The organism is Archangium sp. (assembly GCF_045802675.1).
Classification (GTDB): Bacteria; Myxococcota; Myxococcia; order Myxococcales; family Myxococcaceae; genus Archangium.
Genome location: NZ_JBJMQO010000066.1, coordinates 13,178 through 39,154 on the forward strand (window position 1 = coordinate 13,178; position 25,977 = coordinate 39,154).

Here is a 25,977-nt window from a genome sequence, read left to right on the forward strand (position 1 = left end):
AGTCGGAGGCAGAAAGAGCACGATGGCCCAGAATTTCATCTTCACCATGCAGGACCTGCGCAAGGTCAAGGGCGGCAAGGAGATCCTCAAGGGCATCTACCTGTCGTTCTTCCCGGGCGCGAAGATTGGCGTCATCGGCCCGAACGGGTCGGGCAAGTCGACGCTGCTGCGCATCATGGCGGGCGTGGATACCGAGTTCTTCGGCGTGGCCAAGCCGGACCCGAGCGCGCGCGTGGGCTACCTGGCCCAGGAGCCGCAGCTGGACACCACGCTGGACGTGAAGGGCAACGTGGAGCTGGGCCTCAAGCCCATCCGCACGCTGCTGGACCGTTTCAACGAGGTGAGCGCGAAGTTCTCCGAGCCGATGGACGACGCGCAGATGGAGAAGCTGCTGGCCGAGCAGGGCCGGCTGCAGGACGCCATCGACGCGTGCAACGGCTGGGAGCTGGACCGCACGCTGGAGATGGCGATGGACGCGCTGCGCCTGCCGCCGGGCGACGCGGACGTGACGAAGCTGTCGGGTGGTGAGAAGCGCCGCGTGGCGCTGTGCCGGATTCTGTTGGAGAAGCCGGACCTGCTGCTGCTCGACGAGCCCACCAACCACCTGGACGCCGAGAGCGTGGCGTGGCTGGAGCAGGCCCTCAAGGAGTACAAGGGCACCATCGTCTGCATCACGCACGACCGCTACTTCCTCGACAACGCGGCCGAGTGGATTCTGGAGCTGGACCGCGGCGAGGGCGTGCCCTGGAAGGGCAACTACTCGAGCTGGCTGGAGCAGAAGCAGAAGCGGCTGGAGCTGGAGGAGAAGTCGGAGAGCGCGCGGCAGAAGACGCTCAAGCGCGAGCTGGAGTGGGTGCGTGCGTCTCCGAAGGCGCGGCAGGCCAAGAGCAAGGCCCGCATCACGGCGTACGAGGAGCTGTTCAACCAGACGCAGGACAAGCGCGACGCGACGGGCGAGGTGACGATTCCGGCCGGGCCGCCGCTGAGGGGCCTGGTGGTGGAGGCCAAGGGCCTGCGCAAGGCGTACGGGGATCGGCTGCTCATCGACGAGCTGAACTTCAAGCTGCCGCCGGGCGGCATCGTGGGAGTGATTGGACCGAACGGCGCGGGCAAGACGACGCTGTTCCGGATGCTCACGGGCGTGGAGAAGCCGGACGCGGGCGAGCTGCGCGTGGGCGAGGCGGTGAAGATGGCGTACGTGGACCAGAGCCGCGACGCGCTCAACGGGGACAGGAGCGTCTTCGACGAGGTGAGCGACGGGCTGGACTACATCGACCTGGGGCGTGCGGGGCAGATGCCGAGCCGCGCGTACCTGGCGGGCTTCGCGTTCAAGGGACAGGACCAGCAGAAGCGGGTGAAGGACCTGTCGGGCGGCGAGCGCAACCGGGTGCACCTGGCGAAGATGCTGCGCAGCGGCGGCAACCTGCTGCTGCTCGACGAGCCGACGAACGACCTGGACGTGGAGACGCTGCGGAGCCTGGAGGACGCGCTGCTGAGCTTCGCGGGCTGCGCGGTGGTCATCAGCCACGACCGTTGGTTCCTGGACCGCATCGCCACGCACATCCTGGCGTTCGAGGGAGAGAGCCGGGCGTTCTTCTTCGAGGGCAACTTCCAGGACTACGAGGCGGACAAGAAGAAGCGCCTGGGCCCCGAGGCGCTGGAGCCGCACCGCATCCGCTACCGCCCGCTCACCAAGAGCTGAGCGGAGACACAGTCGCAGTAACGCAGTGAACCCCTCCCTCTCCCACCGGGAGAGGGTCGGGGTGAGGGTAGGGGAAGTCCCAGGTTCACGGCTGTGGAAGTCCCCTCTCGCACCTGTGAGAGGGTCGGGGTGAGGGAAGTCCCTCCCGGGAGGCCGGTCGTGATTCAGAAGGTCTCGTTCCGTAATTTCAAGGCGTACCGCTCGCTCGACCTGGAGCTGGAGCCCTTCACGGTGCTCGTGGGCCCGAACGCGTCGGGCAAGACGACGCTGCTGCGAGGAGTGGACTTCATCGCCAACCTGGGGGCACTGACCATTGGAAGTCAGGGGCTCTCACCCACGACCCGAGTGAAACCAGGAGTGCGGGCCTATGGCTCCAGTGCGCCCGTTGAACTCGGCATCGAGGGATCCTGGGGCGGTACGGCGGGGTCGTTTCGAGTCACCAGTACGGATGCTGTTCCAAATGTGGGGGCCGACCCTGGGCCAGAGAGTCAGGACTTCAAGGCGAGGGGGACGTGGGGCGGGGGGCTCTTCCATGTTGGCGAATCGCGAGCGTCGGGCACATTCAATCCGCCGCTCGAGGTTTTCGGCTCCGCCTTGAGTTCGACGACGGTTCTGCGTTTCGAGCCGCGTCGGCTGGCGGAGCCTTCATACAGTGAAGAGGCTGTTCCAAGAATCCACTTTGATGGGAGTGGACTTGCATCTGTACTGGCTCACCTCAAGCTGAGTTGGGATGAGGCTTTCGCGCAAATCGAGCTTGCGCTGAAGCAGGTGGTTCCAGCGGTGCGTCGCATCCGTATCGAGCGTGCGACGGTGGAGCAGACGGCGATCAGAACCATCTCGCTGGATGAGCAGCGGCACGAAGTTCCCGAGAAGCGCACGTTGTGGGGCCAGAAGATTGTCTTGGACATGAAGGGCGCTAAAGGTGTTCCCGCCGATGCAGCAGGTGAGGGCACGCTCATGGCGCTTGGTCTTTTGACTGTCTTGATGGGGCCCACCCAGCCACGCCTCGTTCTGCTCGACGATATCGAATTGGGTCTTCACCCCGCTGCTCAAGGCAAGCTCATCGAGGTTCTGCGCAAACTCCAGGAGCGCGACCCCGAACTGCAAATCATCGCCACGAGCCACTCGCCCTTCATCCTGAACTATCTCGACCCGAAGGAGGTCCGGATGACCTTCCTCGCGGAGAATGGCTTCGCCCGCTGCGAGAAGCTCACGGCCCATCCCGAGTTCGAGCGCTGGAAGGGGATGATGAGCCCCGGCGAGTTCTGGAGCACGGTGGGCGAGTCCTGGCTGGAGAAGGCGAGCGAGCCCGCGGCCCATGAGTGAGGCCTCATACGAGTTCGGTGTCCTCTGCGAGGCACCTGCGGATCGCGACATTGCGTGCGGGCTCGCGGATCGTGTGCTGATCGAAGAGGTATCATCCTGGCTCGAGCCCGAGATGCTGGATTCATATCGGCAATGGGTTGGTCTCAGAGAAGGGCAGCCCTTCTTGGCTTGGAAGCACGTGGATGATGAGGTCAAAAAGGCTGGGTTGAAGGTGTTTGGACGCTTCAATGGGGAGCCGGGCGGGCCAGATGCATTCAGTGCAAGGCGCGCGCTCCTTCTTTTTGCTGGGGCCAAGCGCCGCCCTGATGCTGTGTTGTTGATTCGAGACGGTGATGCACAGCGGGATCGTGCGGGGCTCGAGCAGGCGAGGAATGACAAGCCCTGGCCTTTCAAGGTGATCATCGGGTTGGCGCATGCCAAGCGGGAGTGCTGGGTCCTCGTGGGATTCGAGCCCAGGAACGCAGATGAAGCGCAGCGGCTCGAAGAAGAGAGGATGAGGCTGTCGTTCCATCCCGTGCGTGACGCTCACCGGCTGACCGCGCGTGAGCACGGCGCGAAGAAAGATGCGAAGGTCGCCTTGGATGCATTGACCCAGGGGGACATGGATCGCGAGCGAGCGTGCTGGGAGGAAACGCCCCTCTCGGTGCTCGAACAACGCGGCGAGAAGACGGGCCTCACCGAGTATCTGAAGGAAGTCCGCGAGCGACTCGTCCCGATCCTCAGTGGTCGTTCGACGGTGCCTTGAGCCAGGGCAACCGATGGAGCAGCAGCCCAGGGGACCTGAAATGAAAAGCAGACAAGGGGGAGGGCTGGGCGTACGGGGGAGTCCGAGATATTGAGGCGAAGGCGCGCCACACTCGAGGCCTTCGCCTCCGTGGGTGCCCGGAGGTGGACGTCATGTGCACGGACTCACTGCGGGCCCTCTGGGCGGGGTTGCCACTCGCCCTGGTGCTGCTCTCCGCGGGCTGTGTGTCGCTGTCGCCACCGCCCAGCCAGGAAATGAACCTGCGCTACATACCGTCCGAGGCTTCCGTGCCCGCTCCGGCGCAAGCGTCGGGCATCGAGCCTCCGCACGGTTTCTCTTCTTCCCCTCACTCCGTGTCAGAGCCCGAAACACCGCAACGGCTTCACCGCCGCCGGGCCTCCCGGGGGCGTCATCTCGCTTCCCGTCGTCAGCGCCGCCGTGAGGATTCGCGCCGGTCAGATGCTGATGGCGCAGGCGCACGGCGAGCTGCCCAGGGGCGTGCGTGAGGCGCTGGGCGATGGGCCCGAGGTGCGGGCCATGCACGAGAGGGGCAGAGCGGGAGCTGGTATGGCCGAGCCACCGCGGCACCACGTCATGCCACAGGAGTTCCGCGAGTGGTTCGAGCAGCGCGGCTTCAGCGGCGAGATGGACATCGACCAGTTCTGCGTCGAGATGGAGCAGGCAAGCCACGAAGCCATCCATGGCGGTGGCGACTGGCGCCTCGGTCGCAGGTGGCCCGGCGAATGGAACAGGATGATCATGAAGGTGCTGCGCGACGCCGAGACCCATGCAGGCAGGATGTTGACGCGGAACGAGGTTCTGGAAATCGTCGCGGAGCGTATGAAGGACTACAACGTCCCGATGAACTTCATCCCATGGAGAGGACCATGAGCGACGGACGCACCTGGCAGGGCAATTGGAAGGTGCGCCTGTATGAGCGGGTCCGCGAGCGTGGGTACGATTCGCTCACCGCCTTCGCCGAGGCACGTCCCGCCGTCCCGCTGTACTTGCTGGCCGAGGAGCTTGGAAAGGACGACGTCGCCGGGGTGCAGATATTGAGCGTGCTGCTCGCCGAGGCCGAGCGGCGCAAGCAAGTCACTCGTTTTGTGCGCGACGTGCTCGTACGGATGTTGTCCCAGAGTCTCCCGCTGGGCTGGCCGGCACTGATGGACGACGCAAACCGTTTCAAGGTCGCCAAGGCACTCGGCTCGTGGTCTGCCTACACCCCGGAAGAATATGAGGAGCGCGTGAGGCGGGTCAGCGATGCGCTCCTCGCGACGCCGCCACCGCCCGGCTGGCGCCCGCTCGGCCCCGACGACGAGCTTCTGCGCACGCTCCTGCCCGACGAGGAAGTCTGAGCCTCACGGGAGGAGGTTCCACCCTGGCGGCGCACCTGCGCGGCGGCGCTCCCGTGCCGCTCATGGCTCGACGGATTGGGGCGTCGGCGGGGGCAGCATGGACGTCGTGTAGCACTTGCCCTGGTACTCGTAGAGTTCCTTCGGACATGGGGCCTTCAGCTCGTGAGGCACCCAGCAGGCGTCCATGATCTCCACCTCGACACGAGGAGTGCAGGGCGGGCGCTTCTGCCCTTTGTAGGGCTTGCGCGGAAATGGATGGGCGAGGGCAGGGATTCCCCCGTCCTCGATGCCTACGATCGCATTGCCCGTGAGGGGCGCTGCGGTGTTCGTAGGAACCTCATCGCTCATGGGCGCGGGTCCGACGCTCGCCACGGCGTGTGGATTCGCTGGCGGAGGAGACGCGGGGGCCTGGTGCATGAGGACGAAGGCCAGCGCGCACACCGCGGCGGTGCCCGCCAGCGCCAATCCCAGACGCGACCCGGGGCGGGGCTCGTTCGCGGCCGGGAAGGCGCGGGCGATGCGTTCCACTCCGTCTCGCAGGTCCTCGAACGTGCCCTCCAACTCCTCCGCGGTGTGCTCGTCGTTGGCCACGGTCCACGGCGAGCGCTCCACCTCCACGGCGAGGTAGCCGGGATCGCTCGAGCAGACGCAGCCCACCTCCCAGTCACCCGGTGGCTTCGCATCTTTCCGAGCGGGCTCGAGCACCAGCGCCGCCGCCCCGCTCGTCTCGTGCGTGGCCAGGTAGAGCACTCCATGCTCACGCGTGGACTGCGCCACCTCCTCGTGGAGTTGATACGGCCCCAGCCGCTTCCATTCCCCTTCACCCTCGGGCTTCTGCTCGTCCGCCATGTGCGCTCCTCGCGGGCCGGTCCAGGTGCTCGCGGCCCTCGCCGCTGTTTGCACCGGGCCGCGCCCGCGCTCCAGGAGTTGGCGGGTGAAATCGGGGCCTCCTACTCCCCGGGTCGGTGCGCTTCGTCTCCTGGCGTCCTTCCAGGCGGCGGCTCGGGACAGGTTGGCGGCACGGGCCCGCGCACGCATGTTCCCGGGAGGGGAGGAGTGCGCCATGAACCATGAACGGCTGCAGCGGGTGCTCGGATGGGGGAGTGTGGGCTCGGGGCTCGTCCTGCTCGCCTTCGCGGACCCCCTCCGCCGCCTCCTCCGGGTCCGAGGCCAGAGCATGAACCTGCGCCTCGCGGGCACGCGTGACGTCGTCATCGGCCTGGGGCTCGTGAGGGGGCGCGATCGCCGCCCGTGGTTGTGGGCGCGCTCGGTCTCGGAGGTGCTCGACACGTCATGGCTCTGGAAGACGGTGCGCGAGCATCCGCGTGGCTCCGGCCGGCGAGCCGCTGTCGGGGTAGGTGCTCTCGGGCTCACGCTCGTCGACTTCTCCGAGGTGCTGCGCGGGTCTGTTCCAGGCTCCAGCGGTCATGTCGGCGCAAGACGAGGTCATGAGCAGGAGTTCAGCGGCCATCGAGAGGAGCCAGTCCGGCGACCGCGAAGGCGCTCGGCAACTGTTCTCCGAGCTCTGGAAGGAGCTCTCTCCTGACGGGGACCCGTTCCACTGACGGGGACCCGTTCCACCGGTGCTCGCTCGCGCATCGGGGGTTCTATCGCAGCGGCTGTCCGAGGACTCCCTTTCCCAAGCCAGGCCAGGTAGGTCTTGTCAGGGGGCGACCCCGGGCGCGTTTTCCCGCAACTGGTCCGATGGTCGGACCGGTCGGGACGAAACGCGACCGGAAGGGGCCTCGTTCCTTGCCGCGAGAGCACCCCTGACAGGAGCTGGATGGCTGGCTGCCCGCTCCCTGGGGGTCCGTTCCCCGGGGGCCTCGGTTGGCAACCCAAGGGTCCCGCTCCCCTCACCCCGTCCCTCTCCCGGAGGGCGAGGGGTGGGGGCCACGGTTTCCACTCCGAGGAAAGTGGGCTCGGCCCCGGGTCGCGCTATGGTGAGGGGCCGCGCGTCAGGTCCCGCCCCATTCGCCCATGAACGTCGTCTTCATCTCCCCCCACTTCCCTTCCCAGTTCTTCCACTTCGTCGCGGCCCTGCGCGAGCGCGGGGTCAACGTCCTGGGCATCGGCGACACCCCCTACGACTCCCTCCGCCACGAGCTGCGCGAGTCCCTCTCCGAGTACTTCTTCACCCCCAACCTCAACGACTACGACGCCCTCCTGCGCGCCGTCGGCTACTTCACCTGGCGCCACGGCCGCATCGATCGCATCGACTCGCTCAACGAGACCTGGTTGGAGGTCGAGTCCCGCCTGCGCGAGGACTTCCACGTCCCCGGCCTCCTGCCCGCCGACATCGCCCGCCTGCGCACCAAGATGGGCATGCACGATGTCTTCAAGAAGGCCGGCGTCCCGCACCCCGACGGCATCCCCGTCAAGGACGCCGCGGGCGTGAAGGCCTTCGCCAAGAGCGTGGGCTACCCGCTCGTGCTCAAGCCGGACGTGGGCGTCGGCGCCGCGCGCACCTTCAAGGTCTCCACCGACGCCGAGGTGGATGCCGCCCTCGCCGAGCCCCTGCCCCACTACGTGGCCCAGGCCTTCGTGCGCGGCACCATCGTCACCTATGACGGCCTGGTGGACCGCGAGGGCCACATCGTCTTCCGCCTCAGCCACGAGTACAGCGACGGCGTCATGGAGGTGGTGCTCGAGCAGCGCGACATCTCCTTTTGGAGCCTCACGGAGATTCCTCCCGAGCTCGAGAAGCAGGGCCGCAAGGCCGTGGCCGCGCTCGGCCTGCGCGAGCGCTGGTTCCACCTCGAGTTCTTCCGTCTCTCCGATGGCAACTACGTCGCGCTCGAGGCCAACCTGCGTCCGCCCGGCGGCTTCATGACGGACCAGATGAACTACGCGTGCGACATGGACGTGTACCGCCTCTGGGCCCGCGTCCTCACCGGCGACGACCTGAGCGGCTTCCGCTACACGCCGAAGTACCACGTGTGCCACGTCGCCCGGCGCGCCGCGAAGCGCTACCGCTACTCGCACTCGGAGCTGGTGACGAAGCTCGGCAAGGCGCTGCTGCTGCACCGCGAGCTGCCGCCCGTGTACCACAACGCCATGGGCAACGAGATGTACCTCACCCGCCACGAGAGCCTCGCCGCCATGCACGAGGCCATCCAGCTCGTCCAGGACACCGGCGCCTGAGACTCAGCGCTCCGTCCAGGTGAGGAGGTAGACGGTGCTCTCCTCGTCCCGGCGCACCCGGGTGGCGTGGGGCTCCTCCGCGCCACTCACCCGCAGGAAGCTGACGAAGAGGGACTCGGCGTAGCCCGGCGCGTCCAGCGTCGAGTTCATCCACAGCTCGTAGCGGCCCGGCCCCAGCTCCGTCAGCTCCACCTCGGTGTAGTTGTCCGAGGAGCGCAGGGCCTGCACCATCTGGCGCACCGTGCGCCTGGGGCCGAGCAGCTTGAGCAGCCGCAGCAGGGCGCGCCCCACCAGCGTCTGGCCGTAGCCCTCCACGTGCGCCGCCGCGAGCTGGCGGAAGGCCTCCTCGCGCGGCAGGCCCGGGTACAGCTCCTCCACGATGACGTGGAGGCAGTGCACCCATTTCTCCACCGGGTAGGCCGGCAGCAGCGGCCGGTCGAGGTCCAGCCCCACCTGCCGCAGCCGCTCGCGCAGCCGGGGCGTCACCCGCTCGCCCACGCCGTGCCGCAGCAATCCCTCCACCACCTGGGCGAGCACCTTCCGGTCTTCCCGCTTCACCACGCGGGGTGGCACATGCCCTCCGTCACCCGAGCAGCCAGCGCAGGGCGAAGGGCAGCCGGCGCTGCCAGTCCCGCTCGTGGTGCAGTCCCCCGGGCTCGAGCACCAGGGCCAGCTCGTGGTCCTCGTACCCCAGCCCCTTGAGGTGGAAGTAGAAGTCGCGCGTGGCCTCGCCGTAGGGCAGGGGCACGCCGCCGGGGTCGATCCACTCGTGCTCGCCGGCGTCCAGGTAGATGCGCGACCACTTCCGGGAGTGGGCCTTCCAGTGGGCGAACAGCTGGTACTGGCTCCACATCACCGAGGGCGACAGCGCGCCGATGCGGCCGAACACCTCGGGGTAGCGCCAGCCGAGGTAGAGCGACATGAGCCCGCCGAGCGAGGCGCCCATGATGGCCGTCCACTCGGCGCCCTGGCGGGTGCGGTAGACGCCGTCGACGTAGGGCTTGAGCGTCTCGACGATGAAGCGGGAGTAGGCCTCGCCGCGGGCGCGCACGTTGTTGCGCGGCTCGTCCCAGGGCGAATACTCCTCCATCCGTCCGGGGCCCGAGTCGATGCCCACGATGAGCCACGGCTCCTTGCCCTCCTGGTGTACCAGCTGCTCCAGGGCGAGGTTGGCGCACCAGGTGTCGAAGCGGGCGGACTCGGGGTGGGCGAAGACGTTCTGCCCGTCGTGCATGAAGAGGACGGGGAAACGGTGGTGGGGGGCGTGGTCATACCCGTCCGGCGTGTAGATGCGCACGGTGCGGGTGAAGCCCTCCTGAGGGGAGTGGAAGTCTCGGATGATGTGCACGTGACCCATGGGGCTTGGGCGCCGGAGAACGGCGGGGCCGAACGATAGTCAGCCCGGCGTCCCCGGCCAACCCTCTCGGAGCACCATCCGCTACGCCAGCCGTATGGGTAGGTGCCTACCCTGATCCGCGGTCCGGTCCCTGGATGGGCCGTCCGTGCCCGGGACACCTCGCAGGTGGGGTCCCCGAGGTGTCCTCGCTGGTCTCCTTCGTGCAGGGCGCCCGCCCCCGTGCGAAACGCCTGCCTGCCTGCCTTCCGATTCCTCGCCCCATGGCTGATGGGCCTCCTCCTCGTGGCCCCGGGCGCGAGGGCCGAGCCGTACGCGGTGGACCTCGCCGTCTCCGACGAGGCGGACCTGCGCGCGCTCTTCGAGGAGGGGGTGCTCTCGGAGGAGGAGCTGGAGACGCTGCTGGAGCTGTTGCGCACGGGGGTGGAGGTGCGCACGGCCTCGCGCGAGGCGCTGTACGCGCTGCCGGGCCTCACGTGGGCGCAGGTGGAGGCGCTCGTGGCGTACCGGGAGCGGGTGGGGGGCGCCTTCGAGGCCGGGGCCCTGGTGGAGGCCGGGGTGCTGACGGAGGACGAGCTGCGCCGGTTGCGGCCCTTCCTCGCCGGGGAGGAGCGCGGGGAGGCGGGGGTTTCCGGACGGGTGCGCCTGCTGTCGGCGTACGGGGCGGCGGATGCGCTGGTGCCCCCGGTGCTGCTGCAGGCGCGGGTGGACGGGCCGGGGGGCTTGCAGGGGGGAGGCGGGGGGGTGCTCACGCGGAGGCACCTGGGCCCGGTGCGCTACGACTCGCGCCGCCGCGCGCTGGTGGCCGAGCTCCCCCGGGCGGTGCCCCAGGTGCCGAAGCTGTACGTGGAATGGGAGGGCGAGCACGCCTCGGTGCTGGTGGGGACGTACCGGCTGGGCTTCGGGCAGCGGCTCACCCTGGACACCACGGGCCGCCCCGCCCCCGAGGGCTTCGTGCCCGACGACGGCTTCCGCGTGCCTTCGGGCACCGAGCGGCGCTGCATGCTGACGGGGACGGGCGCCTGCACGGACGAAAGCGAGCAGGGGCGCGTCACGCCGGACTTCGGCTGGACGGAGGGCTTTCGCGGCGCGGTGGGCACGGTGCACGGGCAGGTGGAGGGCGTGGAGTTGTCGTTCACGGGCTTCGGCTCGCACCAGTCGCGAGATCTCTCGCAGTACGAGCTGTTCGACGCGAGGACGCGCAAGACGCCGGACGTGCTCGCGGTGGCGCCAGGGAAGCAGGTGCCGGGAGCCGCGCGCTTCGTCTCGCGCACGCTGCCGGACGTCTTCCACGAGCTGGCTGGAGGCGGCCATGTCTCGGCGGGCTTCTCCCCGCGAGCGCACGTGGGACTGACGGCCTGGGGCGCGAGGCCGGTGTGGGCGGTGGAGGGCATGACGCTCGGCTTCCAGGAGAGCTCGCGCTACCCCGAGGGCGGAGACCATGGCGCGCTGGGCGTGGACGCCACGTGGGGCGTGGGGCCGGTGGACCTCTTCTTCGAGGGCGCGCGGAGCCTCTCCGCCACGGGCGGGGGTTTCGGAGCCGTCCAGCGCACGGTGCTCGGAGACGAGCGCCGCGAGCTGGAGCTGACGCTGCGCTCCTACGGGCGCGATTTCGCCAACCCGTACAGCCGCGCCGTCTCCGGCCCCGACGAGTCCGAGGGCCTGCGCGCGAGCAACGAGCTGGGCGCGCGGCTGCGCTACCTCCACCGGACACAGGACGAGGCATGGCGCCTGTCGGGCCGGGTGGACGTGTGGACGCAGCCGCCGGGGAGCGAGGCGTCCGGCGTGGTGCAGCTGGGGACGGAAGCGCGAGTGGACTACGTGGGTGTGCCGGAGCTCCAGCCCTCGGTGTGGGTGGAGCATCGCGACAAGGACCTGGGCCAGAACGGGCCGGGGCTGTGCTTCCAGGGAGACAGCGCGTGCGCGGGCGAGCAGTACCGCGTCGCGGGCCGGGTGAAGCTCGAGGTCTCCGAGAGCCTGTCGCTGGCGGCGCAATACCAGCACACCTGGGTGGGCACGCGGCAGCGCCCCGAGAGCTTCCAACAGGATGGCCGGGCGCTGCTGGACATCCTCTTCCGGCCGGTGCCGTCGCTGCGCCTGCACGGGCGTGCGAGCTGGCAGGACGAGGACCTCTCGGAGAACACGCGGCTCACCCAGGCGCTGCGCACCTCGCTGGAGGTGGCCTGGGCGGCGCTGCCCGAGCTGGGCGTCCGCGCTCGGTACGAGCTCGCGGTGGACCTGAAGTCACCCGTGGGCTCGCGCACGCCGCCCGTGCCGCCGCAACACCTCTTCCGGCTGGAGCTGGAGGGCCGTTTCGAAGGGAGTCGACCGTGAAGCAAGCCATTCTCAATGCATGTCATGTCCTGGCCCTGGGGCTCGCGAGCAGCGCCTGTGGGTTGTCCCTGGGTGAAGCCGAGCCCGCTTGTGAAGGGTGGAAGCCCGGAGGCGTCGTCTTCACCGAGCTGCTGCCAGACCCCGCCGGAGCGGACACCGGGCAGGAGTGGGTGGAGCTGTACAACCCCGGGAGCGCGGCGGTGGACCTGAAGGGACTGCTGCTCTACGCGGCGCGCCCGGATGGCTCGCAGGAGCGGGCGTATCTCTTCGAGACGTCCGTGCCGGTGGAGCCCAAGGGGTACGCGGTGCTCGGAGACGTGCGCTCCGGCGAGCCCGTGCCGCCCGTGAACCACTCGTATGGCGACACCCTGGGCTCGCTGGGCAACTCGGGCGGGCTCGTGGGGCTGCGCTGTGGAGACGTCATCGTGGACGAGGTGTGCTACGTGGGGCCCGTCCGCTCCGGCGTGGCGCGCATCTACGACGGGAGGCTCGTCCCCGACGCGGCGGACAACGACGAGCCGGGCCGGTGGTGCGATGCGCCCGATTCGGGCACTGGCTTACGTGCGAGCCCCGGGGCCGCGAATCCACCGTGTCCGCTTGGAGGCTCGGATGGCGGTGTGCCGGTGGGCTCGGAGGTGGGCCCGGACGCGGGAGTGCCCGGGGGCACGTGTCTGTCTTCAAGCACGGCGCGGAGCGTGTCGCCTCCGCGTCCCGGGGACCTGGTCATCACGGAGATCATGGCCGATCCGAAGGCCATGCCGGACACGTCGGGTGAGTGGGTGGAGGTGTATGCACTGCGCGATGTGGACCTCAATGGCGTGACGCTCGCGAACGAGGGGAGCGGCAGGGCCGTGCTCGGCGATTCGAAGTGTCTGGAATTGAGGGCGGGCGCGTATGGAGTGCTCGCGCGGAGCGGCGATGCCTTGGCCAATGGGGGATTGCCTCCGGTGGTGTGGACCTTCTCGTTCGGCCTGGGCAACGGCCAGGAACCGCACGCGCTCCGGTTGCTCCTCGGGGAGACGCTGCTCGATGAGGTGGCCTGGACGAGCGCGGCGACTCCGGGCGTGTCCCGGCAGCTCGACCCGGCCCGCAAGGACGCCTCGCGCAACGATGCACCGGACGCCTTCTGCCTGACGCCCGAGGGCCTTTCCTACAACGCGGTGGACCGGGGCACCCCGGGAGCGGAGAACCGTCCATGCGTCCGGTGAGTGGCTGGCGGGTGTGCGTGGTGCTGCTCGGACTGGTGCTCATCGTGCTGTGCGCGTGTGGCGCGGAGCCGGCGTGTGGCCCGGGGGCGGGCGTGGTGTCTCGAGTGGTGGACGGGGACACCGTGGTGCTCCAGAGCGGCGAGCGCGTGCGCTACCTGTTGGTGGACACGCCGGAGACGACGAACGGCAAGCACGAGTGCTTCGGCGCCGAGGCCCGGGACTTCAACCGCTCGCTCGTCGAGGGGCGCAACGTGCGGCTGGAATATGGCGAGGCGTGTACCGACCGGTACGGGCGGCTGCTGGCGTACGTGACGGTGGACGGGCGCGAGGTGAATTCACTGCTCGCGGAAGGCGGGTACGCGTGCGTGCTCTACGTGGCGCCAGCAGGCGGCTCGAGGCGCTCGGAGTTCGAGGCGCTCGAGTCCTCGGCCCGGCGGGCGGGGCGCGGAATGTGGAGCACGTGCTCCGCCGTCCCGTGTGCGCGGTGAACCGCTGGCTGCCGGGCCGCACGCCTGGCGGCCCTCCGAGCGTGAGAACAGGTTCCCCATGAGCGTGGTGTCTCATTCCTACAAGGTTGAGCAGTTGTACGAAGACCAGCATCGGGACTTCGTGCTCGACGCCGTGCCCGCGATGCTCGCATGGCTGCTCGCGAGTGCTCACGGTGTGCGGCGGGAGTTCGAATTCGATGTCGAGGTCAAACGCAGTGCCGCGGACACCTCCTCACAAGAGACGTTGCTTGTGTCGTGGGACATGCAAAAGCTCTCCGCGTACGATCCCTCTCTAGAACAGCGGGTACAGCGCATGCTCAACGGCCGGACACCGCACCGGGAACATGTCACCGAGGTGGCCGCTTATGGGCTCGCGCTCATCGCCATTTCGGTGTTCCTGCCAGGACGGCGAGTGGTGGCCTGGGCAAGACATGTCGCGCCCGACCTGTTGTTCGATGCGACGCCCTCCGCTCGACGTGGAGTGGAAGTGGCGGGCCGTACCCATGGAGGGCGCGGTGCCCTGCGTCTCATTCGTGAAGGCACCGGCGAGGCGCCCGGCAAGACCGCCGCGCTTCGGGAGGATCCCGAGGTCGCCGAGGCGTGGTTGTCCCTCTGGTGTGCTTCTCCCGCCGTATCGGCGATGGTGCATGTGAAACCATGAACCTCGATCCGTACACGTTGTCGCTCGCGGAGGGTTCCCGGCTGAAGCTCCGGGGCGCGGCCTTGTTCGCCGAGGGAGGCGCGGACGCGGGATACGAGGCCGCGGTCCTGTTCCACGAGGCGGCACGTGCGGAGACTCGGGCCCTCGCGGCCTTGCCATCGCCCTCGGCGGAGACCCGGCTCCGGAGTGCCATCGAGCGGTGCGGCTGCCTCATCGATGGGAAGGATCCCAGTGCGGTGCTCGAAGTGGCCTGGCCCGAGGTCCTGGAACTCTCCGACGAGGTCGCGCCATCCCTCGCACGCGCCCTTCGCGCTCGCGTGGATGCCCGGGTGGAGCAGTTCGTGCGCGAATACCGCGAGGCGGCCGGTGCGGCACCCGATTTCCTCGCGCGCCTGCGGAGCCCTGGCACGTTCTCCGTGCGCGCGGCGCGGCAGCTCGACCGGGTGCTCCGCCGGTTTCCGGGTGACCCTCGCCTGTGGACGATGAAGGCACTCAATGCCGTGGTTGACGGTGACGACCCCCTGGCGCTCGAGTGCGCGCGCCGGGCCCGGAGGCTCCTGTTGAACGAGGAGCACCCGGAGCGCATCGAGGGAATGGCGCCGGGTATCGAGATCATCGTGTCCGCCAAGGCGCTCGCGCTCCCGGAGGCGCGGGCGGCGTTCGATGCGAGTCATGCACGGGTGCGCTCCGGTCCCGCGGAAGCCGACCTCTGCCTGGCGGTGGTGGCGGCGGGGCTGCATCTCGTGGAGCGCGCGAGGCGGGGAACACAGCAGCTCTGGGAGCGCATCGCCGAGGTGGCGTCGGTGGGAGCCTCCCTGCCGGAGGCACGCACGCGGCTGTACCTGCCTCTCTTCCGTGCCGCGAGGATGATCGCCATGGAGGAACTCGCCGATCGCACGCCCGGCCTCGAGATTCTCTACCGCGTGGGACTGGGGACGGCCGTCTCCCTGTCGGAATCGAAGGACCCCATCGCCATCCTGAGTACCGAGCTGACGGAGCGCCTGCTGCGGCCCGCCGCCTGACGTCTTCTCTCAGGGTCGAGCCGCTGGACTTGACGGAGACGCATTCCGTGTGTATTAAACCCATGGGTTAATTAACCATCCGGTTCAATACCATGACCTCCGAGCAACTCAACGCGACCTTCTCAGCGCTGGCGGATCCGACGCGGCGGGCGATCCTCGCGCGGCTGGCGTCGGGTGAGGCGTCGGTGCAGGAGCTCGCTCAGCCGTTCGACATGAGCCTGCCCGCCATCTCCAAGCACCTGAAGGTGCTCGAGCGCGCGGGGCTCATCGCACGCGGCCGGGAAGCGCAGTGGCGGCCCTGCCGGCTCCAGGCCACGCCGCTCAAGGAGGCCTCCGACTGGATCGAGCAATACCGCCGCTTCTGGGAAGAGAGCTTCGACCGCCTGGACGACTACCTGCACGAGCTGCAGGGGAAGCCGAAACCCGAGAAGCAGCCTCCGCATTCACCGAAGAAGGAGAAGCGCCATGGTCGCAACGACAAGAACCGGACGTGACACGCAGAACCCCGTGGCCGTGGCCGCCGCCGCGGCTTCCACCTCCACCTCCGACCGCGAGCTGGTCGTCGAGCGCGTGTTCGACGCGCCCCGCGAGCTGGTCTGGACGGCGTGGACCGAGCCCAAGCACGTCGACAAGTGGTGGGGCCCCAATGGCTTCCGCAACGAGACCTCCGCGATGGACTTCCGCGTCGGCGGCGTGTGGCGGTACATGATGCACGGGCCGGATGGCAAGGACTGGCCGAACTGGATTCGCTACGAGGAGATCTCCAAGCCGGAGCGCCTCGTCTACAGCCATGGCGGGGGCGACAGTGACGTGCCCCACTTCCACGTGACCGTGACCTTCACGGCGGAGGGCCAGCGCACCCGGGTCGCCATGCGCTCGGTGTTCCCGTCGGCGGAGGCGCTGGCGGAGGTGAAGAAGTTCGGCGCCGTCGAGGGCGGCCAGCAGACGCTGGCGCGGCTCGCGGGGTTCCTGCCGTACCTCGTGGATGGCTCGGCGGACCGGTCCATGGTCGTCACCCGCGTGTTCGATGCCCCGGTGAAGCTGGTGTTCGAGGCGTGGTCCTCGCCGAAGATGCTCGCCCGGTGGTGGGGCCCCAAGCACTTCACCCTGCCCATCTGCGAGGTGGATTTCCGCGTCGGCGGCGCGTACCGGATGGTGATGCAGGACCCGGGCGGCGGGCAGTACCCCTTCCACGGCAAGTACCTGGAGATCGTCCCGAACCAGCGCATCGTCTTCAACGCGCTCATCGCCGACATGCCCGGCAATGACGTGGTCACCACCGTCACCTTCGACGACGAGAACGGCAAGACGCGCGTGACCGTGCGGCAGGACATCCCGGCGATGGCCCAGGCCGCCAGGGGTCAGCGGGAAGGGTGGAGCGGAAGCCTCGAGAAGCTCGCCGCCGCGCTCGCCGCGGCCTGAGCGGACCCGACGCTCGGGGTTGCGCTGGGATGGCTGGCCGTCATCCCGGCGGGCGAGCGGGGTGCCCTTTCACTCCGAGTCCCCGGCCCTCGCCGGAGGAGGGCACGCGGGCGCATCGCTCGGGTTGGACGGGCGCGGGGGTTGGGTTAGAAGCCCCCCGTGCCCACCGTCTCCGTCATCATCGTCAACTACAACGGTGAGAAGCTGCTCGCCGACTGTCTCGGCTCGCTCCAGCGCCAGACGTACCGCGACTTCGAGGTCATCTTCGTCGACAACGGCTCGGCGGATGGCTCGCTCGCGCGCGCCCGCGAGCTGATGCCCGAGGCGCACTTCCTCCCGCTCACCGAGAACACCGGCTTCGCCAAGGGCAACAACATCGGCATCGCCGCGGCGCGGGGCCAGTACCTCGTGCTGCTCAACAACGACACCGAGACGGACCCCCGCTTCCTCGAGGAGCTCGTCGCCGCGGCGGAGAAGCACCCCCGGGCCGGCATGGTGGCCCCGAAGATTCTCAACTTCTTCGAGCGCACCCTCATCGACTCGGTGGGGGGGCTCGTCATGTGCGCGGACGGAATCGCCCAGGGGCGGGGGCGCGGCGAGCACGACACCGGGCAGTACGATGGGCTCGGCGAGGTGCTGATGCCCAGCGGCTGCGCGGCCCTCTACCGCAAGGACATGCTCGACGAGGTGGGCCTCTTCGCCGAGGACTTCTTCGCCTACTGCGAGGACTCGGACCTGGGGCTGCGCTGCCTGTGGGCCGGGTGGCGCACGGTGGCCGCCCCGCGCGCCGTCGTCTTCCACAAGTACTCGGCTTCCAGCAGCACCTACTCGCCGTGGAAGCTGCGGCTCGTCGAGCGCAACCACTACCTCCTCGCGCTGCGCAACTTCCCCGCGCCCATGCTGGCCATGCTGCCGGTGTGGAGCGCCTACCGCTACGGGCTGATGGCCTCGGCGCTGCTGCTCGGCAGGGGCAAGGGCCAGGCGACGGGCGGCGGCCAGGGCAAGGCACTGCTCGAGGCCTTCCTGCGCGGCCACTGGGAGGCGCTGCGCGCCGGGCCCGGCCACCTGCGCCAGCGCCCGGCCAGCCGCCGGCTCTCCGATGCCGAGTTCACGCAGTTGCTGCGCAGCCACCGCATGCCCCTGCGGGACATGATCTTCAACGCCTAGGGTCTCTCCGATGCCTCCTCTGTCCCTCTTCATCTGGTTCATCCTCACCCTGGCGCTCTCGCTCTCCGGGCAGGTGCTGCTCAAGAAGGGCGTCATGGCCGAGCTGGCGGGCGCGACGCCGTCGATGACCGAGTTCCTGAGAGACCACCTCGTCTCGCTGTGCCTGTCGCGCTACGCGCTGGCGGGCGTCACGCTGTGCGGGCTCGGGGCCATCTGCTGGCTGTACGTGCTCTCGCGCTTCGACATCGCCCGCGCCCTGCCCATCCTCGGAGGGCTGTCCTACGTGGCGCTCTTCTTCATCGGCCGCTTCGTGCTGCGCGAGCCGATGAGCTGGGTGAACCTCGGCGGCATCCTGCTCATCATCGCCGGGCTGTACCTGGTGAGCCTGAAGACGGCGTAGGTTCTGTGATTTTGTCGCACAGATAACCACGTCGCGGGCATGTTCTCGGCCCATTAGGCATTGACGGAGGACGCCACGAGGCCTACTTTGCTCCTCGTGGGTGTTCTTCGCGCATTAGGCGGGAGCGCTGGGGACTCCAGCGCTCCCGAAGGCGTGGTGCGTCGAATGTCGGGAAATAAAAAACCCCGGGGTCATCACCAGCAACTGAGCGCTGGGAGAGGACGACCCGGGGACTGTGCGGTGAACGTATGTCGAACCCTTCAGCCGTGCAATCCATTTCCGCTGCGGCCCTGACGAGGGTGTTGTCGTCTCCTCGCCTGGAAGCCTATCGGCTGAGTCCGAGCGATACCCCGCGTGTCCTCATCGGGCGCTATCGATGGAACGTAGCCCTATGCATGTCTTTGTATGCACCGTTGGGCTACCTGGAGGTGGCCTTTCGCAACAACCTCCATGATGCGCTCGTTGCGTTCTATCGAGCGCCCGCCTGGTACGACATCGTTCCCGCGTGGTTGCTGCCACGTGAGCAGGATGCGATCGCGGCCGCGAAGACGGAACTGCAGAAGCGTCCCGTGCCGTTGGAACCCAGCCGTCTCGTGGCCGAGCTCAGTTTCGGGTTCTGGACGAGCCTGCTGAGCCGCTCCTATGAGCAGGTCATCTGGCCGGGTCTCTTGAAACCCGTCTTTCCCCATATGCCCCGGCGTGAGCGGACGCGCCAACGGGTGGCGGAGCGCATGCACGAGGTGCGCAAGCTTCGCAACCGGGTCTTCCACCACGAGCCCATCTGGCGCTTGAGGGACCTCCCGAGGCGGCACGCGGCCCTGGAAGAGACCCTCCGTTGGTTCGAACCGGTGTTGAGCCGCATCCTTCCCGATGCGCCTACCTTCACCGAGGTTCATGCCAAGGGCCCGACGGCATTCGAGGTGGATGTTCAATGAGGGCCGCGCGCCCAGGCGGAGGCAGCGGGAGGGCCCATGAGTCGTTCTGAATCCGGAGTGCCCCCGCGGTGGCCGATCCTGCCTCTGCGCTCCGTCGTGGAGACGCTCTTCGTCGGGCTGCCGGTGTCCCGCCATCATCAGGCGGAGGAAGGCGCGCGGGTCATCCATGAGCCGGTGCTCAGCGTGGGAGACATCGAGGCGGGTCGGATCACGCCTCGGGAGGCGTTGGTGCCAGTGGCGCTGCGCCCGGGGTCGCTGGAGCGGTTCCGCGTCCAGACGGATGATCTTCTCGTCTCCTGTCGGGGCACCGTCCTCAAGGTAGCGCGCGTTCCCGAGAGCGCGGCCTCGCTCCTCGTCAGCTCCAATCTCATCGTGGTGCGGCCCGGGGAGATGCTCCTTCCCGCCGTGCTCCTGGCCTTGTTTCGGAGTGCCGCGTGGCAGAGCGAGTTGCGGCTTCGGGCCCGCTCCTCGGAGAGGCTCGTCCAGCTCACCGTCCGGGACCTGGAGAACCTGCCCGTTCCTCTGCCGCCCCGGGAGCTGCAACACGAGCTCGCCGCGCTCATCGAGGCGGAGCAGGAGCACCATGAAGCGGCGCTCCGGGCCGCGGCAGTGCGGCGTGCGCTGGTGGATGGACTGATCTCGGAAATCCTGCTGCCAGCCGCAGATGAGGAGTCGTCACGTGAGCCCGGGAACGAATGAGCTGGTCGGGGTGCTGTGGAAGGCCACGGATGTCCTCTACGCGAATGGAGGGTTTAGGATCGACTCGGGAGTCGGCTACGTCTTGCGCCTGCTGGTCCTGAAGTTCCTGAGCGACGTGACGGAGGGGCCCGCCATCTCGGGCTTGCAGCGGTTCGTGGTGCCCCCCTCGGCTCGTTGGTCCCAGCTGCGAAGTTACGTGTCCTCGAAGCAAGGTGAGCGTATCGACGAGGCCTGCGCGGTCCTTGAGGAGGCCAATCCTTCGCTCAGAGGTCTTCTGAAGGGGGCTGGTTTCAACTCCATCGGGATGGGCGCTCGGATTCTGGAGGTGCTGCTCCAGACGCTCTCCACACTTCCTCATTTGAGCGGAGAACTGGTGTCAGAGGGGAAACTGGGCGAGGCCGCGGACGGTTTCCTCCAGCGGCTGGCCGAGACGAGTGGGCGGGAGTCCGGCGAGTTCTACACCCCCCCGTCCGTGACCCGGCTCCTGGCCGAGCTCCTGGCGCCGCGCGAAGGCATGCGCATCTGCCACCTGTTCTGTGGCGTGGGCGGATTGCTCGTGGAGTGTACGCGTCAGGTTGCCTCCAAGTCCGTGATGAACCTGCCTCACGCCGCAGCTTCGCTGGCTTTATACGGACAGGAGCGGAACGCGGAAACGTGGGTTCGATGCCGCATGAATCTCCTGCTGCACGGCATCACCGATGCTCACCTTGAGCTTGGAAATGTCCTGTGGTCACCCCCGCTGACGGGGCAGGAACGCCTGCTCGAGTACGACAGGATTCTGGCGAATCCTCCGTGGAATCTCGACAACTGGGGGGCCGAGCGGGCCTCAGAGGATTCCTTCGGCCGGTTCAATCCTGTACCGCCCAGGAGCAACGCGAACTACGCATTCGTGCAGCACTGTCTGGCCACTCTGACGGAAGGAGGAAGGGCGGCACTTCTGCTCCCGCGCGGAGTGCTCCTCCGCAGTGGCGGCGAAGGGCTCATCCGCCGCAAGCTTCTGGAAGAGGATCGGTTCGAAGCCATCATCGGATTGCCCGGCGGCGTGCTCTACGGCCTCGGCCTTGCACCCGTCATTCTTGTCCTGGCAAAGGGCAAGCCCACCGAGCGGCGGAATCGCGTGCTGTTCATTGATGCATCCGAAGCAGGCGCGAAGCAGAGCAGGTTGCTGCGCGCGCTGTCGCAGGACGACATCGGTGCCATCGTCAGCGCATACCGGGACTTCGGCGGTGACCCGCGCTATGTGCGTGCGGTTCCCTTGGACGAGATACGCAAGCTCGACTGGAACCTGACCATCGAGCGGTATGTGAAACGCGAGGAGGCTCGCGAGCGCTTCGAGCTGGACGAGCAACTCGACGCCCTTGTTGATGCCGAGAGCCGGCGCGATGAGGCAGCGCGGCGCATGGATGAGTCCGTCAGAAGGCTGATGCGCTTTTTGCCTCCCTCTTCTTGAGGTTTGCTGTGCCTCACGCGGCTGAGACGCGGGGCACTGGTTGGCGCACTGGGAGCCTGGCTGTGCCCGTGCGGGTGCAGTCTGAGTCAGGGAGGCCAGGGCTCGCCGCTGGCGAGTTGGAAGTCCTCCTGAAGCTGGAAGAAGCCTGAGATGTCCTCCTCGCAGAGTGGCTTGCCGTCCACCTCCGTCTCGGCCCAGCGGGTGAGCAGGTAGTCCTGGGGTGCGCCTCCTCGCTTCGCGGCCTGCCTCACCACCCCGGCCGGGCCGCGGGTCACGTTCGAGACCCTCTCGTTCCATCACAGCGTGCGCCCCACGAGTTCTGGAACGCAGCCGTTCTGGAAATACGAGGTGTTCACTTGAAATGACCTCTTCGTGAGGAGGACCCATGACGTCGCCCGCAGCGCCCGCGCTCCTGACTCCCGAAACCCTGAGCAATCCCTGGCCCGTGTACCGGCAACTGCAGGAGGAGGACCCGGTCCACTGGTCGGAGGCGCTCCAGGCCTGGCTCGTCACCCGCCACGAGGATGTCACCGGATGTTTCCGCGACCCGCGGCTGAGCGCCAACCGCACCCAGCTCTTCGCCGAGCACCAGCTCCGGGGGCTCGGGACGGAGCTGGTGCGGGACTACCTGCGCGTGGCGGAGGGGATGATGCTCATGAAGGACGGTACCGAGCACACCCGCCTGCGCCGGCAGGCCAACACGGGCTTCACCTCGCAGGTGCTCGACGGGTGGCGTCCCGCCATCCAGCGCATCATCGATTCGCTGCTGGACCGCGTCCAGGAGCAGCGGCGGATGGACGTGGCCGTGGAGCTCTCCGAGCCCCTGCCCGCGCTCGTGATGACCGAGCTGTTCGACATTCCCGCCGAGGACCACGAGCGCTTCCAGCGGTGGTCCAACCACGTGACCACCTTCTTTGGTGCCGCGGTGGGGGACATGAGGAGCGCCGCGCTCCAGGCCAACGAGGGCTCGGCGCAGCTCTCGCGCTACCTGACGGCGGCCATCGAGGCGCGCCGCGAGCGTCCCGGCGATGATCTGCTCAGCCTGCTGCTGCGCTACGAGGAGCAGGGCCGGATGAGCACCGAGGAGCTGGTGTCCAACGCCGTCCTCATCCTCACCGCCGGGCACGTCACCACCATCGACCAGCTCAGCAACGGCGTGTACGAGCTGCTGACGCACCCCGAGCAGCTCGAGCAGCTGAAGCGGCAGCCGGAGCTGTGCAAACCGGCCGTGGAGGAGCTGCTGCGCTACACCCCCGCCGTGCCCTTCATGCACCGCGTGGCCGTGGAGGACGTCGAGCTGCGCGGGCGCACCATCCGCAAGGGCCAACTGGTGTTCCTCGGCATCGCCGCCGCCAACCGGGACCCGTCCGTCTTCGCCGACCCGGGCCGGTTCGACCTCACCCGCGAGAACAACAAGCACGTGGCCTTCGCCTTCGGCCCGCACCTGTGCCTCGGATTCGGGCTCGCCCGCCGCGAGCTGGAGCTCGCCCTGCGGACCCTGGTGCGCCGCCTGCCGGACCTCCGGCTCGACGAGCAGCGGCCGCCGCGCCTCAAGTGCAACAGCCTGCTGTTCCGCGGGTTCGACTCGCTGCCCGTCCGCTGGTGACCTCAGAACTTCACGCCCAGCGCCGAGCGCAGCTGGGTGTCGAAGCGGGACACGGTGGCGGGCGGCGCCGCGTCGTAGGTGAGGATGAAGCCCGTGCCGAAGGTGAGGCGCTTGTTGATGTCGATCACCAGGGACAGGTCGTTGAGCACCCGCACGTCGGAGAATCGCGTGAGCCTCGGCTGCACGTAGAGCGTCTCCACGAGGCTCAGGTTCTCCAGCAGCCGCAACCGGCCCAGCGCGTAGCTGCTCAGCCGCGGGTCCAGCGTCTCGGAGCCCGCGTCCGGCAGCTCATCGTGGCGCAGCTGTTCGTACTCCAGCATCGCCGCCACCCCGAGCACGAGCGAGCCCCCTTCCGAGCTCAACAGCGTGAAGCGCGGCCCGGCTCCCACCAGTGCGCGCAGCCGCAGCCGCCGGAAGGCATCCAGCTCGTGCTGCACGAACGTCTCCCCCTGGAGCCAGTCCATGAGGCGGTAGCGGTAGCGCACGTGCTCGAGCACCTTGCTGACGATGAGGGTGTCCTGGGCGTAGCCGTACTCGCCACGCGCGACGCCCAGCACCGTGTGCTTCTCCGAGCGCCATTGGCCGAGCACCAGGCCGCGCACCACCAGCAGGTCCGTGCTGCCCGTGCGCCAGTCCAGCGACAGCTCCGCGCCGCCCGAGCCGCCCATGGGGGAGGTGGCCTCGTCGAAGAGCGCCTGGACGTTGACGATCTGCGCGGACGCCCCGAGCGGCGTCAGCACTCCCAGCAGGAGGAACAGCAGGCCCGCCCACCGGCGCGGAGGGGTGTCTTCCATGGCGGCGCACCGTACCGGGAACCGGTGGTGCGCCGATACTCCCGCGAGCTTCGGGGCGCGCCGCGTCTGGTCAATGCGTGAGCAGCGCCTCGAGCCCCGGCGTCTCCCGGGACAACACGGCGAGCTGCGCCCGGTCGAGCCGCAGCCCGGCCAGCTCCTGCTTCAGGTCCCCTCGCAGCAGCTCGGCATGGCTGGCCGCCACGCCGGAGACGTCCTCGCCCTGGGCCCGCGCGCCCTCGAGTGCAGCGCGCAGGTGCCAGGCCATCAGGAAGCGGGTGAGCTTCTCCACCCGCTCCTGTTCGAGACCCAGCTCTCCCCCGAGCCGCTGCGCGAGCTCCCGCGCCGCCTGGTCATCCACCCGCAGGGTCTGCCGGGTGGGCCGGACGGGCGTGGGAGGCGCGCGCCCCTGCACTCCCGGCTCGGGGTCATCACGTCGCTCGGCATGGGCCTCCAGCGAGGCCAGGCGAGCCTCCAGGCGGTACACGTGGATGCCGAGCAGCCCTCCCACGGCGAGGAGCGCGGCACAGGTGCCCATCCAGAGGGAGCGACGTGGAGTCATCGATGCCTCCGCTCAGTTACCGGCCCAGTAGTCGATCTGGAGGAACTGTCCCCAGTCGCCGCCGATGCGGTTCGGGTCGACGCGCGTCACCACGACCTCGAAGCCCCACGGCGTCACGTTGCGGGTGGTGACGCTGAAGGCGTCCGTGCAGTCCCCGCAGGCGCTCCGCGGCGAGGCGATGAGCGTCGGCGTGGTGGAGAACGGCGTGGGGAACGCGAGCGGATAGGTATAGGTGCACTTGACGACCGGGTAGCCATTGCAGCGGCCGGGCGGGTTGAGGGTGAGGGTGCCCATCTGCATCCGCTTCAGCGCGGTGCCGCCGCCCACCTGGAGGCCGCCGACCTTCGCCGTCCCGGAGATCCACAGCTGCGCGTTCTGCGCCATCCAGCCCTGGTTCTGGATGTAGTTGCCACTGCCGCCCGGGAGCTCCGTGCCGGAGAGCGGGCTGCTGGTCCATCCCGTCCCGGTGCTGCGCAGGACGTTGCCCGGCGCGCCCGGCGAGGCGAGCCCCGTACCTCCGCTCCCGACGGGTAGGACGCCGCTCACGTCGGTGCCCAGGGACACCGCGCCCCAGGAAGGCAGGGGGCCTGCGTGCAGCACCTGATACGGCGCACCCGGCGAGAGCGCGCTCCAGCCCGAGCCATTCGAATAGAGGAGCTGTCCCGCCGTGCCCGGAGCGGGAGGCAGCCGCGCATCCGAGCCCTCCGTCACGGTGCCCGGGCCCGTGCCGAACACCACGCTGAAGGTGGCCGGGCTCGAGCCGTCATAGCCGCCGCCCTGGAGGCCGGCCCCCGCCGTCAGGAGCGAGGGCGTGGTGGGGGCCCACTGGGAGCCATTGAAACGCAGCTCCTGCCCTTGGACCGGCGCCGTGCCGGACACCGGGACGTTCTGGAGGGCCACCACCTTCGTGCCCTCCTGAGGCCCCGTGACGTCCCCGCGCAGCTCGCCCTTGAAGCGCATGGCCTCCTCGGCGTACCGGGCCCAGGCCGCGCTCGCCACCGGCATGAAGCGCTGGTCCGTGAGCTTCACGTAGTCGCTCTTCTTCTTCAGGTAGAGCACCACCCGCACGTCCGGCGCCGTCAGGACGTTGTGCTCGCTCGGGGTGAGGTAGCGCTGCTCGAAGTCCTCGCGGTTGTCGCCACCATCCGCGTAGACGATGACCTCGCCGTCGAGCGCGTGGGTGGCGTAGAAGCGGCCGAACTCCGAGTACAGCAGCGTGCCCGACTCCTCGTCGCCCACCGTGCCGCCGCTACGCCAGTCGAGCCGGCCCTCGAACCAGCCGAAGAGCGTCTGGCAATCGCGGCTCGCCGCGCCGAGTGTCTGGGTGACGTCCTTCAAGTCACATTGGATGCGGAGGCTGACGGCGCTCGGATGGGTCTGGGCTCCCGCCGCCAGCGGAAGGGCCAATAGCAGACAAAACAGGGGAAGGATTCGTTTCGGGGACATGACGTCTTCTCCAACGGGGGTCGCCCGTCCGCACGGCACGGGCCGCGCGAAGGTGGAGACCGCGTCCGCACCGGGCAAGGGAGCCCGCGGGAGGCGCGTGTCTGGGTTTACAGAAGACGACCCTTGAATGCCCGAGGTGTCGCCTGTCGCGGTATGA

Annotated in this window: 25 protein-coding genes and 1 pseudogene; 19 read left to right on the forward strand and 7 right to left on the reverse strand. The window is 68.7% G+C overall.

Features of this window, described 5'->3' with window-relative positions; genetic code table 11:
* The first annotated feature begins 22 nt into the window (after positions 1-22).
* The 5 genes and pseudogenes from ettA (at position 23) to ACJ8AN_RS18590 (ending at position 5,131) form a co-directional block, all read left to right on the forward strand.
* The gene (gene ettA, locus ACJ8AN_RS18570) at positions 23-1,702 is read left to right on the forward strand and encodes an energy-dependent translational throttle protein EttA (protein WP_407756721.1); all 1,680 of its coding nucleotides are present in this window, start codon (positions 23-25) and stop codon (positions 1,700-1,702) included.
* Positions 1,703-1,861: 159 nt separating this feature from the next.
* Entirely contained in the window at positions 1,862-3,028 is a 1,167-nt protein-coding gene (locus ACJ8AN_RS18575; RefSeq protein WP_407756722.1) for an AAA family ATPase, read from the forward strand.
* Positions 3,021-3,773, forward strand: a complete 753-nt coding sequence (locus ACJ8AN_RS18580; protein WP_407756723.1) for a hypothetical protein — start codon at positions 3,021-3,023, stop codon at positions 3,771-3,773. The genes ACJ8AN_RS18575 and ACJ8AN_RS18580 overlap by 8 nt, the downstream gene beginning before the upstream one ends.
* A 405-nt stretch (positions 3,774-4,178) precedes the next feature.
* Positions 4,179-4,664 (forward strand): annotated as a pseudogene (locus tag ACJ8AN_RS18585) (DUF2380 domain-containing protein); the annotation flags it as partial.
* Positions 4,661-5,131 (forward strand): NUDIX hydrolase, encoded by a 471-nt coding sequence (locus ACJ8AN_RS18590; protein WP_407756724.1) that lies wholly within the window; start codon positions 4,661-4,663, stop codon positions 5,129-5,131. The pseudogene ACJ8AN_RS18585 and the gene ACJ8AN_RS18590, both read left to right, overlap by 4 nt.
* Before the next feature lie 60 nt (positions 5,132-5,191).
* On the opposite strand, the gene ACJ8AN_RS18595 is transcribed toward ACJ8AN_RS18590, so the two are convergent.
* Complete coding sequence (locus tag ACJ8AN_RS18595; RefSeq protein WP_407756725.1) at positions 5,192-5,980, reverse strand: hypothetical protein; 789 nt, start codon at positions 5,978-5,980, stop codon at positions 5,192-5,194.
* A gap of 1,131 nt (positions 5,981-7,111) precedes the next feature.
* Between ACJ8AN_RS18595 and ACJ8AN_RS18600 the strand changes: the two genes are divergently transcribed.
* Positions 7,112-8,275 (forward strand): acetyl-CoA carboxylase biotin carboxylase subunit family protein, encoded by a 1,164-nt coding sequence (locus tag ACJ8AN_RS18600; RefSeq protein ID WP_407756726.1) that lies wholly within the window; start codon positions 7,112-7,114, stop codon positions 8,273-8,275.
* A 3-nt stretch (positions 8,276-8,278) separates the two neighbouring features.
* On the opposite strand, the gene ACJ8AN_RS18605 is transcribed toward ACJ8AN_RS18600, so the two are convergent.
* On the reverse strand, positions 8,279-8,836 hold the full coding sequence (locus tag ACJ8AN_RS18605; protein WP_407756727.1) for a DUF2378 family protein: 558 nt from the start codon (positions 8,834-8,836) through the stop codon (positions 8,279-8,281).
* A 22-nt stretch (positions 8,837-8,858) separates the two neighbouring features.
* Positions 8,859-9,632 carry an alpha/beta hydrolase gene (locus ACJ8AN_RS18610; RefSeq protein WP_407756728.1) on the reverse strand — a complete coding sequence of 258 codons (774 nt, stop codon included), beginning with the start codon at positions 9,630-9,632 and terminating at the stop codon, positions 8,859-8,861.
* A gap of 219 nt (positions 9,633-9,851) precedes the next feature.
* On the opposite strand from ACJ8AN_RS18610, the gene ACJ8AN_RS18615 reads away from it, so the two are divergent.
* From ACJ8AN_RS18615 to ACJ8AN_RS18670, 12 genes are all read left to right on the forward strand, one after another.
* Positions 9,852-11,963: a hypothetical protein gene (locus tag ACJ8AN_RS18615; RefSeq protein WP_407756729.1), complete on the forward strand. Its 2,112-nt coding sequence runs from the start codon at positions 9,852-9,854 to the stop codon at positions 11,961-11,963.
* A complete protein-coding gene (locus tag ACJ8AN_RS18620; RefSeq protein WP_407756730.1) occupies positions 11,960-13,171 on the forward strand; it encodes a lamin tail domain-containing protein in 1,212 nt (403 codons plus the stop codon). Before ACJ8AN_RS18615 ends, ACJ8AN_RS18620 begins: the two co-directional genes overlap by 4 nt.
* Positions 13,159-13,659, forward strand: a complete 501-nt coding sequence (locus ACJ8AN_RS18625) for a thermonuclease family protein (protein ID WP_407756731.1) — start codon at positions 13,159-13,161, stop codon at positions 13,657-13,659. The genes ACJ8AN_RS18620 and ACJ8AN_RS18625 overlap by 13 nt, the downstream gene beginning before the upstream one ends.
* Before the next feature lie 58 nt (positions 13,660-13,717).
* Entirely contained in the window at positions 13,718-14,320 is a 603-nt protein-coding gene (locus tag ACJ8AN_RS18630; protein WP_407756732.1) for a hypothetical protein, read from the forward strand.
* Positions 14,317-15,342: a hypothetical protein gene (locus ACJ8AN_RS18635; protein WP_407756733.1), complete on the forward strand. Its 1,026-nt coding sequence runs from the start codon at positions 14,317-14,319 to the stop codon at positions 15,340-15,342. The genes ACJ8AN_RS18630 and ACJ8AN_RS18635 overlap by 4 nt, the downstream gene beginning before the upstream one ends.
* Positions 15,343-15,434: 92 nt before the next feature.
* The gene (locus ACJ8AN_RS18640) at positions 15,435-15,836 is read left to right on the forward strand and encodes an ArsR/SmtB family transcription factor (protein WP_407756734.1); all 402 of its coding nucleotides are present in this window, start codon (positions 15,435-15,437) and stop codon (positions 15,834-15,836) included.
* Complete coding sequence (locus ACJ8AN_RS18645) at positions 15,808-16,764, forward strand: SRPBCC domain-containing protein (RefSeq protein ID WP_407756735.1); 957 nt, start codon at positions 15,808-15,810, stop codon at positions 16,762-16,764. The genes ACJ8AN_RS18640 and ACJ8AN_RS18645 overlap by 29 nt, the downstream gene beginning before the upstream one ends.
* Before the next feature lie 159 nt (positions 16,765-16,923).
* Positions 16,924-17,931 carry a glycosyltransferase family 2 protein gene (locus tag ACJ8AN_RS18650; RefSeq protein WP_407756736.1) on the forward strand — a complete coding sequence of 336 codons (1,008 nt, stop codon included), beginning with the start codon at positions 16,924-16,926 and terminating at the stop codon, positions 17,929-17,931.
* A 10-nt stretch (positions 17,932-17,941) separates the two neighbouring features.
* A complete protein-coding gene (locus ACJ8AN_RS18655; RefSeq protein ID WP_407756737.1) occupies positions 17,942-18,331 on the forward strand; it encodes a hypothetical protein in 390 nt (129 codons plus the stop codon).
* A 413-nt stretch (positions 18,332-18,744) separates the two neighbouring features.
* On the forward strand, positions 18,745-19,266 hold the full coding sequence (locus tag ACJ8AN_RS18660) for a hypothetical protein (protein WP_407756738.1): 522 nt from the start codon (positions 18,745-18,747) through the stop codon (positions 19,264-19,266).
* 36 nt (positions 19,267-19,302) lie between these two features.
* Positions 19,303-19,965 carry a hypothetical protein gene (locus ACJ8AN_RS18665; protein WP_407756739.1) on the forward strand — a complete coding sequence of 221 codons (663 nt, stop codon included), beginning with the start codon at positions 19,303-19,305 and terminating at the stop codon, positions 19,963-19,965.
* Positions 19,931-21,415 carry an N-6 DNA methylase gene (locus ACJ8AN_RS18670; protein ID WP_407756740.1) on the forward strand — a complete coding sequence of 495 codons (1,485 nt, stop codon included), beginning with the start codon at positions 19,931-19,933 and terminating at the stop codon, positions 21,413-21,415. Before ACJ8AN_RS18665 ends, ACJ8AN_RS18670 begins: the two co-directional genes overlap by 35 nt.
* An 86-nt stretch (positions 21,416-21,501) precedes the next feature.
* On the opposite strand, the gene ACJ8AN_RS18675 is transcribed toward ACJ8AN_RS18670, so the two are convergent.
* Positions 21,502-21,690 carry a hypothetical protein gene (locus ACJ8AN_RS18675; protein WP_407756741.1) on the reverse strand — a complete coding sequence of 63 codons (189 nt, stop codon included), beginning with the start codon at positions 21,688-21,690 and terminating at the stop codon, positions 21,502-21,504.
* A gap of 110 nt (positions 21,691-21,800) precedes the next feature.
* Between ACJ8AN_RS18675 and ACJ8AN_RS18680 the strand changes: the two genes are divergently transcribed.
* Positions 21,801-23,021 (forward strand): cytochrome P450, encoded by a 1,221-nt coding sequence (locus ACJ8AN_RS18680; protein ID WP_407756742.1) that lies wholly within the window; start codon positions 21,801-21,803, stop codon positions 23,019-23,021.
* Between the two features lie 2 nt (positions 23,022-23,023).
* Here the strand turns inward: ACJ8AN_RS18680 and ACJ8AN_RS18685 are convergent, their stop codons facing one another.
* The 3 genes from ACJ8AN_RS18685 to ACJ8AN_RS18695 form a co-directional block, all read right to left on the reverse strand.
* Complete coding sequence (locus tag ACJ8AN_RS18685; protein ID WP_407756743.1) at positions 23,024-23,815, reverse strand: YdiY family protein; 792 nt, start codon at positions 23,813-23,815, stop codon at positions 23,024-23,026.
* A 70-nt stretch (positions 23,816-23,885) separates the two neighbouring features.
* A complete protein-coding gene (locus ACJ8AN_RS18690) occupies positions 23,886-24,374 on the reverse strand; it encodes a hypothetical protein (protein WP_407756744.1) in 489 nt (162 codons plus the stop codon).
* A 12-nt stretch (positions 24,375-24,386) separates the two neighbouring features.
* Positions 24,387-25,820, reverse strand: a complete 1,434-nt coding sequence (locus tag ACJ8AN_RS18695; protein WP_407756745.1) for a hypothetical protein — start codon at positions 25,818-25,820, stop codon at positions 24,387-24,389.
* Between the last annotated feature and the right edge of the window lie 157 nt (positions 25,821-25,977).

Bases quoted from the DNA above. Each gene is read 5' to 3' on its own strand.
- ACJ8AN_RS18635 (WP_407756733.1), top strand. From the start codon at position 14,317: ATGAACCTCGATCCGTACACGTTGTCGCTCGCGGAGGGTTCCCGGCTG.
- ACJ8AN_RS18690 (WP_407756744.1), bottom strand. From the start codon at position 24,374: ATGACTCCACGTCGCTCCCTCTGGATGGGCACCTGTGCCGCGCTCCTC.
- ACJ8AN_RS18610 (WP_407756728.1), bottom strand. From the start codon at position 9,632: ATGGGTCACGTGCACATCATCCGAGACTTCCACTCCCCTCAGGAGGGC.
- ACJ8AN_RS18590 (WP_407756724.1), top strand. From the start codon at position 4,661: ATGAGCGACGGACGCACCTGGCAGGGCAATTGGAAGGTGCGCCTGTAT.
- ACJ8AN_RS18685 (WP_407756743.1), bottom strand. From the start codon at position 23,815: ATGGAAGACACCCCTCCGCGCCGGTGGGCGGGCCTGCTGTTCCTCCTG.
- ACJ8AN_RS18695 (WP_407756745.1), bottom strand. From the start codon at position 25,820: ATGTCCCCGAAACGAATCCTTCCCCTGTTTTGTCTGCTATTGGCCCTT.
- ACJ8AN_RS18600 (WP_407756726.1), top strand. From the start codon at position 7,112: ATGAACGTCGTCTTCATCTCCCCCCACTTCCCTTCCCAGTTCTTCCAC.
- ACJ8AN_RS18595 (WP_407756725.1), bottom strand. From the start codon at position 5,980: ATGGCGGACGAGCAGAAGCCCGAGGGTGAAGGGGAATGGAAGCGGCTG.
- ACJ8AN_RS18680 (WP_407756742.1), top strand. From the start codon at position 21,801: ATGACGTCGCCCGCAGCGCCCGCGCTCCTGACTCCCGAAACCCTGAGC.
- ACJ8AN_RS18640 (WP_407756734.1), top strand. From the start codon at position 15,435: ATGACCTCCGAGCAACTCAACGCGACCTTCTCAGCGCTGGCGGATCCG.
- ACJ8AN_RS18625 (WP_407756731.1), top strand. From the start codon at position 13,159: ATGCGTCCGGTGAGTGGCTGGCGGGTGTGCGTGGTGCTGCTCGGACTG.
- ACJ8AN_RS18645 (WP_407756735.1), top strand. From the start codon at position 15,808: ATGGTCGCAACGACAAGAACCGGACGTGACACGCAGAACCCCGTGGCC.
- ACJ8AN_RS18655 (WP_407756737.1), top strand. From the start codon at position 17,942: ATGCCTCCTCTGTCCCTCTTCATCTGGTTCATCCTCACCCTGGCGCTC.
- ACJ8AN_RS18580 (WP_407756723.1), top strand. From the start codon at position 3,021: ATGAGTGAGGCCTCATACGAGTTCGGTGTCCTCTGCGAGGCACCTGCG.
- ACJ8AN_RS18630 (WP_407756732.1), top strand. From the start codon at position 13,718: ATGAGCGTGGTGTCTCATTCCTACAAGGTTGAGCAGTTGTACGAAGAC.
- ACJ8AN_RS18670 (WP_407756740.1), top strand. From the start codon at position 19,931: ATGAGGAGTCGTCACGTGAGCCCGGGAACGAATGAGCTGGTCGGGGTG.
- ettA (WP_407756721.1), top strand. From the start codon at position 23: ATGGCCCAGAATTTCATCTTCACCATGCAGGACCTGCGCAAGGTCAAG.
- ACJ8AN_RS18665 (WP_407756739.1), top strand. From the start codon at position 19,303: ATGAGTCGTTCTGAATCCGGAGTGCCCCCGCGGTGGCCGATCCTGCCT.